Annotated in this window: 15 protein-coding genes and 1 pseudogene; 15 read left to right on the forward strand and 1 reads right to left on the reverse strand. The window is 70.9% G+C overall.

Annotated elements, in window-relative coordinates; genetic code table 11:
- Window positions 1–85 precede the first annotated feature (85 nt).
- From BX285_RS15905 to BX285_RS15915, 3 genes are all read left to right on the forward strand, one after another.
- Window positions 86–1303 (forward strand): site-2 protease family protein, encoded by a 1218-nt coding sequence (locus BX285_RS15905; protein WP_398900961.1) that lies wholly within the window; start codon window positions 86–88, stop codon window positions 1301–1303.
- Between the two features lie 73 nt (window positions 1304–1376).
- A complete protein-coding gene (locus BX285_RS15910) occupies window positions 1377–2336 on the forward strand; it encodes a tRNA (adenine-N1)-methyltransferase (RefSeq protein ID WP_097238584.1) in 960 nt (319 codons plus the stop codon).
- Between the two features lie 114 nt (window positions 2337–2450).
- On the forward strand, window positions 2451–3110 hold the full coding sequence (locus tag BX285_RS15915) for a hypothetical protein (RefSeq protein WP_147465171.1): 660 nt from the start codon (window positions 2451–2453) through the stop codon (window positions 3108–3110).
- Between the two features lie 52 nt (window positions 3111–3162).
- Here BX285_RS15915 and BX285_RS15920 read toward each other — a convergent pair whose 3' ends face one another.
- Window positions 3163–3468: a ferredoxin gene (locus BX285_RS15920; RefSeq protein ID WP_030055585.1), complete on the reverse strand. Its 306-nt coding sequence runs from the start codon at window positions 3466–3468 to the stop codon at window positions 3163–3165.
- Between the two features lie 284 nt (window positions 3469–3752).
- Between BX285_RS15920 and arc the strand changes: the two genes are divergently transcribed.
- The 12 genes and pseudogenes from arc (at window position 3753) to BX285_RS15975 (ending at window position 16251) form a co-directional block, all read left to right on the forward strand.
- Entirely contained in the window at window positions 3753–5519 is a 1767-nt protein-coding gene (gene arc / locus BX285_RS15925) for a proteasome ATPase (protein WP_097238586.1), read from the forward strand.
- Between the two features lie 230 nt (window positions 5520–5749).
- Entirely contained in the window at window positions 5750–7261 is a 1512-nt protein-coding gene (dop, locus tag BX285_RS15930; protein WP_121175484.1) for a depupylase/deamidase Dop, read from the forward strand.
- A 174-nt stretch (window positions 7262–7435) separates the two neighbouring features.
- The gene (locus BX285_RS15935; RefSeq protein WP_030055588.1) at window positions 7436–7654 is read left to right on the forward strand and encodes a ubiquitin-like protein Pup; all 219 of its coding nucleotides are present in this window, start codon (window positions 7436–7438) and stop codon (window positions 7652–7654) included.
- A gap of 132 nt (window positions 7655–7786) precedes the next feature.
- A pseudogene (locus BX285_RS39480) lies at window positions 7787–7864 on the forward strand (recombination endonuclease VII); the annotation flags it as partial.
- Window positions 7861–8658, forward strand: a complete 798-nt coding sequence (gene prcB / locus BX285_RS15940) for a proteasome subunit beta (RefSeq protein WP_373560573.1) — start codon at window positions 7861–7863, stop codon at window positions 8656–8658. The pseudogene BX285_RS39480 and the gene prcB, both read left to right, overlap by 4 nt.
- A gap of 30 nt (window positions 8659–8688) precedes the next feature.
- A complete protein-coding gene (prcA, locus tag BX285_RS15945; protein ID WP_121175485.1) occupies window positions 8689–9450 on the forward strand; it encodes a proteasome subunit alpha in 762 nt (253 codons plus the stop codon).
- 112 nt (window positions 9451–9562) lie between these two features.
- A complete protein-coding gene (pafA, locus tag BX285_RS15950; RefSeq protein ID WP_097238589.1) occupies window positions 9563–10924 on the forward strand; it encodes a Pup--protein ligase in 1362 nt (453 codons plus the stop codon).
- Window positions 10925–11062: 138 nt separating this feature from the next.
- Window positions 11063–12052 carry an FKBP-type peptidyl-prolyl cis-trans isomerase gene (locus BX285_RS15955; RefSeq protein ID WP_121175486.1) on the forward strand — a complete coding sequence of 330 codons (990 nt, stop codon included), beginning with the start codon at window positions 11063–11065 and terminating at the stop codon, window positions 12050–12052.
- 202 nt (window positions 12053–12254) lie between these two features.
- Window positions 12255–13571, forward strand: coding sequence for an FKBP-type peptidyl-prolyl cis-trans isomerase (locus BX285_RS15960; RefSeq protein WP_097238591.1), 1317 nt, complete (start codon window positions 12255–12257; stop codon window positions 13569–13571).
- Window positions 13572–13719: 148 nt separating this feature from the next.
- Window positions 13720–14118 carry an FKBP-type peptidyl-prolyl cis-trans isomerase gene (locus BX285_RS15965; RefSeq protein WP_218893117.1) on the forward strand — a complete coding sequence of 133 codons (399 nt, stop codon included), beginning with the start codon at window positions 13720–13722 and terminating at the stop codon, window positions 14116–14118.
- Window positions 14119–14317: 199 nt separating this feature from the next.
- Window positions 14318–15298 (forward strand): YafY family protein, encoded by a 981-nt coding sequence (locus BX285_RS15970; RefSeq protein ID WP_097238593.1) that lies wholly within the window; start codon window positions 14318–14320, stop codon window positions 15296–15298.
- Window positions 15295–16251 (forward strand): YafY family protein, encoded by a 957-nt coding sequence (locus tag BX285_RS15975; RefSeq protein WP_097238594.1) that lies wholly within the window; start codon window positions 15295–15297, stop codon window positions 16249–16251. The genes BX285_RS15970 and BX285_RS15975 overlap by 4 nt, the downstream gene beginning before the upstream one ends.
- Window positions 16252–16253 lie beyond the last annotated feature (2 nt).

The raw sequence follows: 16253 nt of genomic DNA on the forward strand, positions 1-16253 counted from the left end.
AGAAAGAGGGGCGCGAGGCCCCGGCAGTGCCGCGATCACGTAGCGTGGGCGCACCGGGGGCACGACGGGGGAGACGACCGAAGGGATCACGGTGAGCGACAGCAGGGGGCAGCAGACCTCCGACCAGCCACCGCAGGACGACGGCGGCCGCCCGACCGGGAAGCCGCCGGAGCGCAGCGGCGGCATCCTGATGGGCCGGCCCTTCGGCGTGCCCGTCTACGTCACTCCCTCCTGGTTCGTCATCGCCGCGCTGATCACCTGGGTGTTCGGCGGGCAGCTCGGCGACGTGCTGCCCGACCTCGGCGGCGCCCGCTACCTGGTCGCGTTCTCCTTCGCGGTCGCCTTCTACGCCTCCGTCCTGGTGCACGAGCTCGCCCACACCCTGGTCGCGCTGCGTTACAAGCTCGGGGTGCGGCGGATCCAGCTGCAGTTCTTCGGCGGCGTCTCCGAGATCGAGAACGAGGCCACCACGCCCTGGCGGGAGTTCTGGCTGGCCTTCGTCGGCCCGCTGCTCTCCCTGGCGCTCGGCGGCCTGTTCTACCTCGCCGTACGGGCCGTGGACCTCGCCACCGTGCCCGGGGTGCTGCTCACCGGCCTGATGGTCTCCAACCTGGTCGTCGCCGCCTTCAACCTGCTGCCCGGCCTGCCGCTGGACGGCGGGCGGATGCTGCGCGCCGTCGTCTGGGCGGTCACCGGCAAGGCGATGACCGGCACCGTGGTCGCCGCCTGGGTCGGCCGGGCGCTGGCGGTCGCGGTGCTGTTCGGCCTGCCGCTGGTCAGCGCCGCCCGCGGGGGCGAGCGCAGCACCACCGACACCCTGGTGGACGCGGTGCTGGCCGCCGTGCTCGCCGCGATCATCTGGAACGGCGCCACCGGCAGCGTGCGCAACGCCCGGCTCAAGGAGGCGCTGCCCGCCCTGCGGCTGCGCGACCTGGCCCGGCGGGCCGTCGAGGTCACCGCCGACACCCCGCTCGGCGAGGCGATGCGCCGCGCCCACGAGGCCCGGGCCGGCGCGGTGGTCGTGGTGGACGGCCGGGGCGAGCCGATCGCCATCGTCCGCGAGTCCGCGGTCCGGGGCGTACCCGAGCACCGCCGCCCCTGGGTGGCCGTCGGCCCGCTCGCCCGCGACCTCGAACCCGGGCTGAGACTGGACGCCGACCTGAGCGGCGAGGAGCTGCTGCGGGCCGTCCAGGCCACCCCGGCGGGGGAGTACCTGGTGATCGAGGCGGACGGCCGGGTGTACGGCGTCGTCGCGCTCACCGACATCGAGCAGCGGCTGACCGCCGCCGTCGCCGGGCGGTGACCGCGGGGTGGTGACCACCGGGCGGTGATCACCGTGGTCGGCCGGAGCGCACGCTTCCCTTAGGATTGGCCGCATGTCCGAACCGACCGGTGCCGCCCGCCGACGCGGGCCCTTCCAGGTCGGGGACCAGGTCCAGCTGACCGACCCCAAGGGTCGCCACTACACGTTCACGCTCCAGGCCGGGAACCAGTTCCACACCCACAAGGGTGCGTTCCCCCACGACGAGCTGATCGGCGCCCCCGAAGGCACGGTCGTGCGCACCACGGGGAACGTCCCGTACCTCGCGCTGCGCCCCCTGCTCCCCGACTACGTCCTGTCCATGCCGCGCGGCGCCGCCGTGATCTACCCCAAGGACGCGGGGCAGATCCTGGCCATGGCCGACATCTTCGCCGGCGCCCGCGTGGTCGAGGCCGGTGTCGGCTCGGGCGCGCTCAGCACGTACCTGCTGCGCGCCGTCGGCGAGCAGGGCATGCTGGCCTCCTACGAGCGCAGGCAGGACTTCGCCGACATCGCCAAGGGGAACGTCGAGCGCTACTTCGGCGGGTCACACCCGGCGTGGAAGCTCACCGTCGGCGACCTCCAGGACAACCTGGTCGAGACCGACGTCGACCGCATCATCCTGGACATGCTCGCCCCCTGGGAGTGCCTGGACGTCGCCTCCAAGGCGCTCGTCCCCGGCGGCCTCATCTGCTGCTACGTGGCCACCACCACGCAGATGTCCAAGACCGTCGAGGCGCTGCGCGACCACGGCACCTTCACCGAGCCGCAGGCCTGGGAGACCATGGTCCGCACCTGGCACCTGGAGGGCCTGGCCGTCCGCCCGGACCACCGGATGATCGGCCACACCGGCTTCCTGCTCACCGCCCGCCGCCTGGCGGACGGCGTCGAGCCGCCGCTGCGCCGCCGCCGCCCGGCCAAGGGCGCGTACGGCGAGGACTACGACAGCGGGGCGCCCGAGCCGTCGCTGCAGGAGCGCGCCGCCGCCCGCAAGGCCGCCCGCGCCGGCGACACCGACCAGCCCGACCTGGGCTGAGTCCGCACAACCGGAACAGGGGTGGCACGAGAATTCTCGTGCCACCCCTTTTGTCGTGGCCGGCCCGCCCGTGCAGCGCCCCGGCCGGCATTTCCGTCAGCACGGTGTGGGAGGATGCTCGCTCACGCAGACCAGCTCCTGGAGCTCTGGAGGGGACGCCTGGTGGAGACCTTGGTCGGGACGACGGCGACGGCTGGACAGCAGACACCGCGGGGCCGCACCCGGCCCGGGCACGCGCGGACCTCCCCCTGGCACTGGGCCCTCGCCCTGGCCGGCTGCGGCGCGGTGGTGGCCGCCGCCCTCGCCGCCTCCCCGGCGACCGGCACCCCGGTGCCCGGGCACGGCACTCCCAAGGCCCTCGCCGCGAGCGCGGCCCCCGATCCGGCCGAGGTCCAACTCCCGCTGGACTGCGGACCGTTCCCGGTGAAGACGGTGCTCAGCGTGCCCGCCGAACTCGGCGGCGGCCGCCCCGGCACGGTGGTCGCCGCGCACTGCGACACCGAGACCGGCACCCCGCCGGACGCCGTCTTCCTGCTCGGCTTCGGCTCCGACGGCCGCCCCGCGGTGGTCGCCACCCTGCTCCCCGAGCGCGAGAACCTCACCGTGAACCGGCTCGCGGTGCGCTCCGACGGCGCCATCACCGGCCACGCGCAGGGGTATTCGAGCGAGGACGTGCCGCGCTTCCGGCCCGACATCTCACTCGACCTCAGCTGGACGCACAAGGGCGGCGGCTGGGAACGCTCCCAGACCGCCGCCCCGGTCTCCGTGGCCTGACAGCAACTCGCCCGCTCGCCTCCGGGCGCTCAGGCCCGGTGCCTCGGGGCGGTTACTCGGCGTCCGGCCCGTACACCTCGACCCGGTCGGACGCCCGGCGCACGTGGATGCAGTCGCCGGGGCAGTCCTTCGCCGAGTCCACCACGTCCTGAAGGAGCGTCAGCGGCACCGGGGCGCTCTCCCCGGGCTGCTGGCGCAGTTCGTCGTCCGGCCCCTTGACGTAGGCGAGGCCGTCGATGTCCAGCTCGAAGACCTCCGGTGCGTACTGGACGCAGATTCCGTCGCCGGTGCACAGATCCTGGTCGATCCACACCTCCAGCGCCTCGGTCGCCGCAGCCGTCTGCTCGGTCACCGACATGGTCCCCTGCCGTTTCTGTCCCGGGTCGCCCTATTCCTGGAGCAATCCCGCCATTCGTACAACGATCGGAGCCGGAGTGGCGGTCGCGATCGGATATCACTTCGCTCGACGATACATCTGGCCCGCTTTGGGTGGTGCGCGGTGGGTATCCCCTATGCAGAGGGGAAGCACGCTGGGGCGAAGATCGGACACGCCCGTTCCATCTTTCTTGATCTAGGGGTTTACGGACCCCTGGTCCCAGGTAGGGTCTGGAAGCGTCCAGCTCCCCGGAGGAGGTGAGGACCGTGGCAGCCCACGATGACGACTACAACCGCAGCACCGGCAGGCCCGCTCGTGGTTCCGACGAGGCCGCTCAGGTCTCGTACCTAGAGCAGGAAATCGCAGTGTTGCGCCGCAAGCTCGCCGACTCGCCGCGCAATTCGAGGATCCTCGAAGAGCGGATCGTCGAGCTCCAGACCAACCTGGCGGGCGTGACCGCCCAGAACGAACGGCTCGCCTCCACCCTGCGCGAGGCCCGCGACCAGATCGTGGCCCTCAAGGAGGAAGTGGACCGGCTGGCACAGCCCCCGGCCGGCTTCGGCACCTTCCTCGAAGCGAACGAGGACGGGACCGCGGACATCTTCACCGGCGGGCGCAAGCTCCGCGTGAACGTCAGCCCCAACGTCGCCCTCGACGAACTGCGGCGCGGCCAGGAAGTGATGCTCAACGAGGCCCTCAACATCGTGGACGCGATGGCCTTCGAGCGCATCGGCGAGATCGTCACCCTCAAGGAAGTCCTGGAGGACGGCGAACGCGCCCTGGTTCTCGGCCACACCGACGAGGAGCGGGTGGTGCGCCTCGCCGAACCGCTGCGCGAGACCAACATCCGGGCGGGGGACGCCCTGCTGTTGGAGCCCCGTTCCGGCTACGTGTACGAGGTCGTGCCGAAGTCCGAGGTCGAGGAGCTGGTCCTCGAAGAGGTCCCGGACATCGACTACCGCCAGATCGGCGGCCTCAGCAACCAGATCGAGCTGATCCGCGACGCGGTCGAGCTGCCGTACCTGCACGCCGACCTCTTCAAGGAGTACGAGCTGCGCCCGCCCAAGGGCGTCCTGCTCTACGGTCCGCCCGGCTGCGGGAAGACGCTGATCGCCAAGGCGGTGGCCAACTCGCTGGCCAAGAAGGTCGCCGAGGTCACCGGCCGCCCCCAGGGGAAGAGCTACTTCCTCAACATCAAGGGCCCCGAGCTGCTCAACAAGTACGTGGGCGAGACCGAGCGGCAGATCCGCCTGGTCTTCCAGCGGGCCAGGGAGAAGGCGGGCGAGGGCACGCCCGTCATCGTCTTCTTCGACGAGATGGAGTCGCTGTTCCGCACCCGCGGTTCCGGCGTCAGCTCGGACGTGGAGAACACCATCGTCCCGCAGCTGCTCGCCGAGATCGACGGCGTGGAGGGGCTGGAGAACGTCATCGTCATCGGCGCCTCGAACCGCGAGGACATGATCGACCCGGCGATCCTGCGGCCCGGCCGCCTGGACGTCAAGATCAAGATCGAGCGCCCGGACGCCGAGGCCGCGAAGGACATCTTCTCCAAGTACCTCAAGGAGTCGCTGCCCTTCCACCCGGACGACCTCAAGGAGCACGACAGCTCCGTCGAGGCGACGGTGGCCGCGATGATCCAGTCGGTCGTGGAGCGGATGTACTCCGAGACCGAGGAGAACCGCTTCCTGGAGGTCACCTACGCCAACGGTGACAAGGAGGTCCTGTACTTCAAGGACTTCAACTCCGGCGCGATGATCCAGAACATCGTCGACCGCGCGAAGAAGATGGCCATCAAGGACTTCCTCGACCACGGTCAGCGCGGTCTGCGCGTCTCCCACCTGCTCGCCGCCTGCGTGGACGAGTTCAAGGAGAACGAGGACCTCCCGAACACCACCAACCCGGACGACTGGGCCCGCATCTCCGGCAAGAAGGGCGAGCGGATCGTCTTCATCCGCACGCTCGTCACCGGCAAGCAGGGCGCCGAGTCCGGCCGTTCGATCGACACCGTCGCCAACACGGGGCAGTACCTGTAAGCACACACGGTTACCCGGGCCGGCAGCGGTCCCCGGAGCTGTACGCACACCGTCCGGCTGTGGCGCCTCGCGGCCCCGCAGCCGGACGGCGCGTCTCGGGGCCCGCCGTCCGGCGCCGGGTTCTAGGCTCGACCCACCGTTCGCGGGCAGATCGCCGGCGTCGGTGTTGTTCAGCGGTACGTCAGCGTGTCCCGCCCGTCGGGGGCGGGGCACCGGGCAAGGAGGGCCGCATGACCGTACGGCGCGTGATGGGCATCGAGACCGAGTACGGGATCTCCGTGCCCGGCCACCCCAACGCCAACGCCATGCTCACCTCGTCCCAGATCGTCAACGCGTACGCGGCGGCGATGCACCGGGCACGGCGGGCCCGCTGGGACTTCGAGGAGGAGAACCCGCTGCGCGACGCCCGGGGCTTCGACCTCGCGCGGGAGGTGGCGGACGCCAGCCAGCTGACCGACGAGGACATCGGCCTCGCCAACGTCATCCTCACCAACGGGGCCCGGTTCTACGTGGACCACGCACACCCCGAGTACAGCTCGCCCGAGGTGACCAACCCGCGCGACGCCGTGCTGTGGGACAAGGCCGGCGAGCGGATCATGGCGGCCGCCGCCCAGCGCGCGCTGGAACTGCCCAACGGCCAGACCATCCACCTGTACAAGAACAACACCGACAACAAGGGCGCCTCCTACGGCACCCACGAGAACTACCTGATGAAGCGGGCGACCCCGTTCGCCGACATCGTCCGCCACCTCACGCCGTTCTTCGTCTCCCGCCAGGTGGTCACCGGCGCCGGCCGGGTCGGGATCGGCCAGGACGGCTCGGCGCACGGCTTCCAGATCAGCCAGCGGGCGGACTACTTCGAGGTCGAGGTCGGCCTGGAGACCACCCTCAAGCGCCCGATCATCAACACCAGGGACGAGCCGCACGCCGACGCCGAGAAGTACCGCCGGCTGCACGTGATCATCGGGGACGCCAACCTCTCCGAGATCTCCACCTACCTCAAGCTGGGCACCACCTCGCTGGTCCTGTCGATGATCGAGGACTCCTTCATCGCCTCCGACCTCGCCGTCGACCAGCCGGTGCGCACCCTGCACCGGGTCTCCCACGACCCGACGCTCAAGCACCTGATCACCCTGCGCAACGGGCGCAAGCTCACCGCGGTCCAGCTCCAGCTGGAGTACTTCGAGCTGGCCCGCAAGTACGTCGAGGACCGCTTCGGCAACGACGCGGACGAGCAGACCGTGGACGTCCTGGTCCGCTGGGAGGACGTGCTGGGCCGGCTGGAGCGCGACCCGATGTCGCTGTCCAGGCAGCTGGACTGGATCGCCAAGCGGGAGATCCTGGAGGGCTACCGCACCCGGGACGCCCTGGAGTGGTCCAACCCGCGGCTGCACCTGGTCGACCTCCAGTACAGCGACGTGCGGCCCGAGAAGGGCCTCTACAACCGCCTGGTGGCCCGCGGGCGGTTCGAGCGGCTGCTGACCGAGGACGAGGTCGAGCGGGCCGTCTCCAAGCCCCCGGAGGACACCAGGGCGTACTTCCGCGGGCGCTGCCTGGAGCAGTACGCGGAGCACGTCGCGGCGGCCTCCTGGGACTCGGTGATCTTCGACCTGCCGGGCCGGGACTCGTTGCAGCGGGTGCCCACCCTGGAGCCGCTGCGCGGCACCCGCAACCACGTCAAGGAGCTGCTGGACCGCTGTCGCACGGCGGAGGACCTGCTACGGGTCCTGTCCGGCGGGTAACTTTTCGATCACCACGGGTGAACGTCCGCCGAATGGGAATCATCCGGGGTGGCAGCGGGTGTTGGACAGGAAGCGCCACCGGCAAACCGGGAGCGGCAGTCGCACCTTGTGTATAGGGTCGGTGCAGCAAGCAGCGACCCAACCGTGCCAGACGAATCGAGCGGGGTGAGGGAAATGGCGAGCAAGGACACCGGCGGCGGCCAGCAGCGGGCGAACCGCTCCTCCGAGGAGGTCGAGGAGCAGGTTGCGGAATCCCAGAATTCCGACGACCTCAAGGAGCGCCAGGAAAAGCTGAGCGACGACGTCGACGCGGTACTGGACGAAATCGACGAAGTCCTCGAATCGAACGCCGAGGATTTCGTCCGGGGATTCGTGCAGAAGGGCGGGCAATAGCCCCTCCCCGGTCATCGGGAATTCACGGTCGAGACCGTCGAGGGCGGTCGGGCGGCTTCTGCCGCCCGGCCGCTCGGCACCTCCGCTCCAGGCGTGGACAAAGATCGTCGGGCGGGTAGGGTGCGGGCAATGCGCGCTTCAAGCTACCTGGAAGGAATCGTGTGGAAGCCAACACTCGTGGCACCGGGCGTCTACCGGCTGCCTTCCTGACCCCGGGGTCGTCCTCGTTCCTCGACTTCCTCGCCGAGCACAGGCCGGAGCTGATCCCCGGCCTGAGAGGGCTCCCCGAGGGAGTCGTCGTCGAGGCCCCGCACGGCACCACGATCGTGTCCGCGGTCTTCGACGGCGGCGTGGTGATCGCCGGTGACCGCCGGGCGACGATGGGCAACGTGATCGCCCAGCGCGACATGGAGAAGGTGTTCCCGGCCGACGAGTACAGCGCGGTGGGCATCGCCGGCACCGCCGGACTCGCGGTCGAGATGGTCCGGCTGTTCCAACTGGAGCTGGAGCACTACGAGAAGATCGAGGGCACCGTGCTCTCCCTGGAGGGCAAGGCGAACCGCCTCACCACCATGATCCGGGGCAACCTGGGCATGGCGATGCAGGGCCTCGCGGTGGTGCCGATGTTCGCCGGCTACGACCTCGACCTCGGCCGCGGCCGGATCTTCAACTACGACGTCACCGGCGGGCGTTCCGAGGAGCGCGGCTTCGCCGCCACCGGCTCGGGCTCGGTCTACGCCCGCGGCTCGATGAAGAAGCTCTACCGCGAGGGCCTGACGGCCGACCAGGCCTCGACCCTGGTCGTCCAGGCGCTCTACGACGCGGCGGACGACGACTCCGCCACCGGCGGCCCCGACCTCACCCGCAAGATCTACCCGCTCGTCTCGCTGATCACCGAGGACGGCTTCCGCCGCCTCACCGACGCGGAGGTCGCCGAGATCGCCGTCTCGATCACCGACGAGCGGCTCGTCCACCCCAACGGCCCGCAGGCCCCGCTGCTCTAGCCACACCTCACAGGAAAGGGACGACCGCCGGTGTCGACACCGTTCTACGTCTCGCCCCAGCAGGCCATGGCGGACCGCGCGGAGTACGCCCGCAAGGGCATCGCGCGCGGCCGCAGCGTGGTCGTGCTCACCTACGCCGACGGCATCGTCTTCGTCGCCGAGAACACCTCCAGGGCGCTCCACAAGGTCTCCGAGATCTACGACAAGATCGCCTTCGCGGCGGTCGGGCGCTACAACGAGTTCGAGAACCTGCGCATCGGCGGCGTCCGCTACGCCGACCTGCGCGGCTACTCCTACGACCGGGCCGACGTCACCGCCCGGGGCCTGGCCAACGTGTACGCCCAGACGCTGGGCACCATCTTCTCCTCGGTCGGCGAGAAGCCGTACGAGGTCGAGCTGATCGTGGCCGAGGTCGGCCGATCCGCCGACAACGACCAGATCTACCGGCTCACGCCGGACGGCTCGGTCGTCGACGAGAAGAACTACGTGGTGGTCGGCGGCAACGCCGACTCCATCGGCAACTACCTGGGCCAGCGCCACCGCGTCGGCCTGAGCCTGACCGAGGCGGTGAAGGTCGCGGTGGACTCGCTCGCCCGCGACCCCAACGGCGGCAGCCCGCGCAGCCTCACCCCGGAACAGCTGGAGGTCGCGGTCCTCGACCGCCAGCGGTTCCAGCAGCGCAAGTTCAAGCGGATCCTGGGCAACCAGCTCGGCCGACTGCTCGACGGGGACCAGTCCGCCGAGGCGGACGACGACGACAAGCCGGCGGCCACCCCGCCGTCGGACGAGTAGTGCCTTCGGAGTCCCGTGCGGCGCGATCGCCGTACGGGACTCCGGTGCCCCTGCGGCGGCCCGGCCGCCGTGGAGGCGGTTTCGGACAGCTCCGACAAAGCAAGGAGTGCTCATGGACCGCCGGATTTTCGGGCTGGAGAACGAGTACGGCGTGACCTGCACGTTCCGCGGGCAGCGGCGGCTGTCGCCGGACGAGGTCGCGCGGTACCTGTTCCGCCGGGTCGTCTCCTGGGGCCGCAGCAGCAACGTCTTCCTGCGCAACGGCGCCCGGCTCTACCTCGACGTCGGCTCCCACCCCGAGTACGCCACTCCCGAGTGCGACGACGTGGTCGAGCTGGTGACCCACGACAAGGCGGGCGAGCGCATCCTCGAAGGCCTCCTGGTGGACGCCGAGCGGCGGCTGCACGAGGAGGGCATCGCCGGGGACGTCTACCTCTTCAAGAACAACACCGACTCGGCCGGCAACTCCTACGGCTGCCACGAGAACTACCTGGTGGCCCGGCACGGCGAGTTCTCCCGGCTGGCCGACGTGCTGATCCCCTTCCTGGTCACCCGGCAGCTGATCTGCGGGGCGGGCAAGGTGCTGCAGACCCCGCGCGGCGCGGTGTACTGCGTCAGCCAGCGGGCCGAGCACATCTGGGAGGGCGTCAGCTCCGCCACCACCCGCTCGCGGCCGATCATCAACACGAGGGACGAGCCGCACGCGGACGCCGAGCGCTACCGCCGGCTGCACGTGATCGTCGGCGACTCCAACATGTCCGAGACCACCACGCTGCTCAAGGTCGGCGCCACCGACCTGGTGCTGCGGCTGATCGAGGCCGGCGTGGTGATGCGCGACCTCACCCTGGAGAACCCGATCCGGGCCATCCGCGAGGTCAGCCACGACCTCACCGGCACCCACCAGGTGCGGCTCGCCAACGGCCGCGAGGCCAGCGCGCTGGACATCCAGGAGGAGTACTACAGCAAGGCGCTGGAGTTCGCCGACCGCAAGGGCATCAACACCGGCACCATCGGCCGGGTCCTCGACCTGTGGGGCCGCACCCTGGAGGCCGTCCGCAGCGAGCGGCTGGACGGGGTGGCCACCGAGATCGACTGGATCATGAAGTACAAGCTCATCGAGCGCTACCGCGAGAAGCACCAGATGAGCATGTCCAACCCGCGGGTCGCCCAGATCGACCTCGCGTACCACGACATCCACCGCCGTCGGGGCCTGTTCTACCTGCTCCAGGGCAAGGGCCAGGCGCAGCGGGTGACCACCGACCTCAAGACCTTCGAGGCCAAGTCGATCCCGCCGCAGACCACCCGGGCCCGGCTGCGCGGGGACTTCATCCGCCGGGCGCAGGAGCAGCGCCGGGACTTCACGGTGGACTGGGTGCACCTGAAGCTGAACGACCAGGCGCAGCGCACGGTGCTGTGCAAGGACCCGTTCCGCTCGGTCGACGAGCGGGTGGAGAAGCTCATCGCGGGGATGTAGCCCGTGGGCGCCGCGACCGCGGCGATGTGATCAAGGTCGTGACCGGCCCCGGTGGTGTCTACCGGGGCCGGACGCGCGCCGGGCATACGCTGTCCGTCGAGTCAGGAGAGCCGACTTCGACCGACAGTTAGGACCACCGTGCGCCGCACCGCCGGTTTGCTTCTCACCCTGCCCCTGCTGCTGGCGGTCGCCTGCAGCAGTTCCCCCAAGGCGGCCGGTCCGGCGACGCCGTCCACGGCGAGCGCCGCTCCGACGGTGCCCGCGCCGGTCAGCGAGGCGTCGCCGATGCCCACCCTCTCGGGCGGCGGCTTCGGCAGCAAGGCCACCATCACCATCCCCGAAGGCCAGCAGCCCAGTGGCCAGTTCGTGGTGAACACGGCGATCGACGGCGAGCGCTCGACCGTCAACAAGGGCGACTGGGTGACGGTCAACTACACCGCGAAGGACTGGACCACCGGCAAGGACCTGCCCAGTTCGTACGACCCGAACGGCAAGCCGCAGCTCTACCAGGCCGGCAGCGGGCAGTTGGTGCCGGCGCTGGACCAGAGCGTGATCGGGAAGAAGGTGGGTTCCCGGCTGCTGGTGGTGGCCCCGCCGGCGGCGGCCTTCGGTGAGCAGGGCTCCGGCCAGCTGGGCGTCAACAAGGGCGACACCGTGGTGTTCGTGCTGGACATCATGGAGAGCCTGCCGCAGGACTCCACGCTCACCGGGAACATGACCCAGCCGGCCGCGACGCTGCCGCAGGTCAAGGACAACGGCAAGGCGCCGGTGACGATCACCATCCCGACCGGGCAGGCGCCGCCCACCGACCTCCAGCAGGCGGTGCTGATCAAGGGCGAGGGCAAGCAGGTCAAGAGCGGGCAGACGCTGGTGGTGCAGTACACCGGGGTGCTGTGGAGCAACGGCCAGCAGTTCGACGCCTCCTGGACGCACGGCGGCGCGCAGGCGGTGCAGATCGGTACCGGCAGCGTGATCGAGGGCTGGGACAAGGGCCTGGTCGGGCAGAACGTGGGCAGCCGGGTGCTGCTGGTGGTGCCGCCCGCGCTGGGGTACAAGGACCAGGCCCAGGGCGCCGTCCCGGCGAACTCCACGCTGGTCTTCGTGATCGACATTCTGGAAGCGGTCTAGGAAGTCACCCGGGGGATTCCGTACGCTTGGGCGGACGCTCGTACAACGAAGCGTCCGCCCTCATCCTGAGCTGTCATACTGCCCTCGCGCTGTGGCAAGCGCCGTCCGGCGCCAAGGTACGGGCGGGCGGTGCGGCGGCAGGCCGGCGCTCAGCACGCCGGGCGCAGACCTGGAAGACCTGTGGCGAGATGGATGGGGAGTCATGACTGAGAAGACGCCGAGCCCGGGCGGGGCCGGCACCGCGGCGAACGACAGCCCTGCGGGTGACCCGGCCGCCTCCCGTCCCGGCGGCCCGCTTCCGGGGGACGGCGAGTCGATCGTCGTTCCGCCGTCGATCCTGAAGCAGCAGGCCGGCTGGGCCCGGCCCGGTGACGCGCCGCGTGCCGCGGGCGGGACGAAGACCGACGACACCCCGCAGATCTTCGCCTCCAACGTGCGCAAGAGCGACACCTCCGAGGCCGGGTACGACGAGAACCCGCCCGGTGTCGGCAGGCTCGGCGTGATCCTCGGCACGGTGCTGGCCGTGCTGCTGGCGGGCAGTGCCGTGACGCTCTACATGGTGAACAAGGACGGCTCCAAGGACGACGCGTCGGCGGCCAAGCCCGACGCGGCCAAGACCGCGCCGCCCACGCCGACCGCCGACCCGGTGCCGCCGGTCAAGGACAGCGCCAAGGTGCTGCCGACCGTCGCCGGTGACTTCGGCAAGAAGGCCGACATCCAGGTGCCGGCCGACAAGTCCGACGGCTCCTTCGTGGTGAAGGTGCTCACCGAGGGCACCGGGCCCAAGGTGGACAAGAACTCCTGGACCTCGGTGGACTACACCGCCAAGGACTGGAACACCGGCAAGGACATCCCGAGCTCGTACGACGCCAACGGCAAGCCGCAGATCTTCCAGGCCGGCACGTCCTCGCTGATCCCGGCGCTGGACCAGGCCGTGCTCGGCAAGAAGGCCGGCAGCCGGGTGCTGGTGGTGGCCCCGCCGGCCGCCGCGTTCGGCTCCCAGGGCAAGGCCGACATGTCGATCGGGCCCAAGGACGACCTGATCTTCGTGATCGACATCCGCAACGCCAACGCGCCCGACGCGGTCGTCAGCGGCACGGTCACCCCGCCGCCGGCGGACTTCCCGCAGGTCAAGGACAACGGCAAGAAGCCGGCCGAGATCACCCCGGTGGCCGGCGCCAAGGACCCGACCGAGCTGAAGTCGCACGTCCTGATCAAGGGCACCGGGCCGAAGGTGGAGAAGGGCGACAAGGTCCTCGTCCAGTACACCGGTGCGCTGTTCAAGGACGGCAAGGTCTTCGACTCCTCGCTCGGCAAGGGCCAGGCGTACGCCTTCCCGCTCGGCGGCGGCCAGGTCATCCAGGGCTGGGACCAGGGCCTGGAGGGCCAGACGGTCGGCAGCCGGGTCGAGCTGGTGGTCCCGGCCGCGCTGGGCTACGGCGACAAGGGCCAGGGCGACATCCCGCCCGGCGCGACGCTGGTCTTCGTGGTGGACATCCTGGACGCCGGTGTGGGCTGATCCACTTTCGGGTGAGAATGGTGTGCGTGTGACCTTCGGGTCCGGCCGCGTGGCCGGGCCCGGACGGGCGGCGGGCGCCCGTACCGTGGTCCATTCCGGGACCACGGTACGGGCGCCCGCTGCTTGGTCGTGAAATGCAAGGCGAGACATGAGAAGAGGGACTGTGAGCGTCAACCTCAACGAGAAGCCCGAGATCGACTTCCCGATCGGCGACGCCCCGACGGAGCTGCAGATCCGCGACATCGTCGTGGGCGACGGCGCGGAGGCCAAGAAGGGCCAGAACGTCAGCGTCCGCTACGTCGGCGTGACCTTCGAGACCGGCGAGGAGTTCGACGCCAGCTGGAACCGGAGCCCCAACGAGTTCCGCTTCCCGCTGGGCGCCGGCCGCGTCATCAAGGGCTGGGACCAGGGCGTCGTCGGCATGAAGGTCGGCGGCCGCCGCGAGCTGACCATCCCGGCGAAGCTGGCGTACGGCGCGCAGTCGCCGTCGCCGCTCATCCCGGCGAACTCGACCCTGATCTTCGTGGTCGACCTGCTGGCCGTCTGAGGCCCTTCGCGCCGTGGGCCGGACCCCTCCGGGGGCCCGGCCCACGGGCGTGTCCGGGCCCGGAGGGCACGGGCGGAGGACCGGGTTCGGGAGGCGGCTTTTGCAGTGCGTACCGCTACCGGTACGGTCGGTCCCGCCGGGTCGAGATCGCCCGGTTGGCGCACCCCGCGCGCGGCGCGGCACACCGGAAGGGTCAGCGATGGCGATCGCCAAGGCAGAGCGGCTGATGAATCTCGCCCTGTGCCTGATGAACACCAGAAGGCCGCTCTCCAAGAAGGAGCTGCGGGAATCCATCGAGGCGTACCGCGAGGCCTGGCAGAGCAGCAGCGAGGACGCCTTCAACCGGATGTTCGAGCGGGACAAGGACGACCTGCGCGAACTCGGACTGGTGATCGACGTCGACGAGAGCGCCCTGGACGGCGAGTTGGGCTACCTGGCCCGGGCCGACCGCAACCGGCTGCCCGAGATCGCGCTGGACGCCGAGGAGGCGGCCGCGCTGACCCTGGCGGCCCGGGTCTGGCAGCAGGCCAAGATGTCCGGCGCGGCCAGCGGCGCGCTGCAGAAGCTGCGTGCGGCCGGAGTGCCGTTCACCGAGGCCGAGGGCCGTACCGCCCTGGAGCCGCGCATCCCCGCCCGGGAGGCCGCGTTCGAGCCGCTGCTCACCGCCGCCCGGGACCGCCGCCCCGTCACCTTCGAGTACCGCAAGGCCGGCGCCGCCGCCGTCGAGCAGCGCAGCGTCGAGCCGTGGGCGCTGGAGTGCTGGCGCGGGCACTGGTACCTGGCCGGGTACGACCGCGACCGCGGCGACGCCCGGGTGTTCCGGCTCAGCCGGATCACCGGCAAGGTGCGGGCGAAGAACGGGGCCTTCCTGGGCACCGTGCCCGAGCACGTGGACGTCCGGGCCACCGTGGCGAAGTTCGCCGGCGAGGGCGCCACCGCCACCGCCACCGTGCGGGTCCGGCGGGGCGCGGGCTTCCCGCTGCGCACCAAGGCGCTGGCCAGCACCCGGGTGGACGAGGTCTGGGACGAGCTGGAGATCCCGTACGGCAACGGTCTGGGCGCCGACCTCGCGGAGTTCGGGCCGGACGTGGTGGTGCTCGGGCCGGAGGAGCTGCGGGCGGATGTGATCGACCGGCTGCGGGCGGTCGCGGGGCTGGACTCGGAGGACGTTCGGGCATGAGTAACGCAATCGACCAGACGCGACGGATGCTGTCGCTGGTCACCTACCTGCGCGAGCGGCCCGGGGCCGAGGTCGCCGAGGTGGCCCGGGCCTTCGGGATCAGCGAGCGCGAGCTGATCGGGGACCTCAACGTGCTGCCGATGTGCGGCACCAGCTTCCGCGGCGGCGACCTGCTCGACATCGACACCGACGGCGAGCGGATCTGGTGGCACAACGTCGACGACGTGGCCCAGCCGCTGCGGCTGGCCGCCGACGAGGCCACCGCGCTGCTGGTGGCCGCCCGCGCGGTCGCCGGACTGCCCGGGCTGCGGGCCGGGGACCGGGAGGCGCTGACCCGGGCCGTCGCCAAGATCGAGAACGCGGCGGGGGAGAGCGCCGAGGGCAGCGCCCGCGTCGGCGTGACCTTCGAGGCGGAGAGCCACGTCTTCGCCGACATCGACCGGGCGCTCAGTGAGGGCCGCCGGCTCTGGCTGCGCTACTACTCGCACGGGCGCGGCGGCATGACCGAGCGCGAGGTCGACCCGATCCGGCTGCTCACCGAGGGCCACACCTACCTCGAAGCCTGGTGCCGCACCTCCGAGGACCACCGGATGTTCCGGCTCGACCGGGTCGCCGAGATCCGCGTCCTGGACGTACCCGCCGACCCGCCCCGGCGCGAGCCGCGCGACCTCAGCGGTGGGCTGGTCAACCCGGCGGCCGACGACCCCGAGGTCGTCATCGAGGTCTCCTCCGCCGGACGCTGGGTCGCCGAGTACTACACCCACGACCGGGCCGAGGAACTGCCCGACGGCGGGCTGCGGATCACCCTGCGCAGCGCCGACCCCTCCCAGCTGCGCCCGCTGGCGCTGCGGCTGGGCCGGGACGGCCGGATCGTCTCGCCGCCCGAGCCGGCCGAGCAGGCGCGCTCGGCCGCGCGCGAGGCGCTGGCCGCCTACGGGGAGGGGCAGGTCTGAGC

This window comes from Streptomyces sp. 1114.5 (assembly GCF_003635085.1).
In the GTDB taxonomy this organism is placed as follows: domain Bacteria; phylum Actinomycetota; class Actinomycetes; order Streptomycetales; family Streptomycetaceae; genus Kitasatospora.

Coding starts and splice junctions, on each gene's coding strand:
- BX285_RS15910 (WP_097238584.1), top strand. CDS start 1,377: ATGTCCGAACCGACCGGTGCCGCCCGCCGACGCGGGCCCTTCCAGGTC.
- BX285_RS15915 (WP_147465171.1), top strand. CDS start 2,451: ATGCTCGCTCACGCAGACCAGCTCCTGGAGCTCTGGAGGGGACGCCTG.
- BX285_RS15920 (WP_030055585.1), bottom strand. CDS start 3,468: ATGTCGGTGACCGAGCAGACGGCTGCGGCGACCGAGGCGCTGGAGGTG.
- dop (WP_121175484.1), top strand. CDS start 5,750: ATGACCGTACGGCGCGTGATGGGCATCGAGACCGAGTACGGGATCTCC.
- BX285_RS15935 (WP_030055588.1), top strand. CDS start 7,436: ATGGCGAGCAAGGACACCGGCGGCGGCCAGCAGCGGGCGAACCGCTCC.
- pafA (WP_097238589.1), top strand. CDS start 9,563: ATGGACCGCCGGATTTTCGGGCTGGAGAACGAGTACGGCGTGACCTGC.
- BX285_RS15960 (WP_097238591.1), top strand. CDS start 12,255: ATGACTGAGAAGACGCCGAGCCCGGGCGGGGCCGGCACCGCGGCGAAC.
- BX285_RS15965 (WP_218893117.1), top strand. CDS start 13,720: ATGAGAAGAGGGACTGTGAGCGTCAACCTCAACGAGAAGCCCGAGATC.
- BX285_RS15970 (WP_097238593.1), top strand. CDS start 14,318: ATGGCGATCGCCAAGGCAGAGCGGCTGATGAATCTCGCCCTGTGCCTG.
- BX285_RS15975 (WP_097238594.1), top strand. CDS start 15,295: ATGAGTAACGCAATCGACCAGACGCGACGGATGCTGTCGCTGGTCACC.